The sequence below is a fragment of the Aquabacterium sp. A08 genome (genome assembly GCF_011742065.1).
Window position 1 is genome coordinate 1 of the sequence record NZ_JAAQQT010000328.1, and the last position, 350, is coordinate 350.

Genomic DNA, 350 nt, shown 5'->3' on the forward strand with positions numbered 1-350 from the left:
GAAGACGCCACGCTGGTGCAGGGCCTGCGCGAATGGCTGTGGCAGGAAGGCCTGCTGCAAAGCCAGAAGGTGGACGGCAAGAACGAGCACGACCCTGATGTGGCCAAGTTCCGCGACTATTTCGACTACGACGAACCCATAGCCCGCGTGCCGTCGCACCGCGCCCTGGCGGTGTTCCGCGGCCGCGCACTGGAAATCCTGGACGCCAAGCTGGTGGTGCCCGAGCCGGAGCTGCCCGAGAGCGCCAAGACCACCGGCAAACCCGGCGCCGTGCCCTCGCTGGCCGAAGGCCGCATCGCCCGCCACCTGGGCTGGAGCCACCAGGCCCGCCCGGCGGACGACCTGATCCG

General features: G+C 69.7%; 1 pseudogene. It reads left to right on the forward strand.

Annotation, left to right across the window (positions count from 1 at the left end):
- A pseudogene (locus tag HA630_RS26985) lies at nt 1-350 on the forward strand (RNA-binding transcriptional accessory protein); the annotation flags it as partial.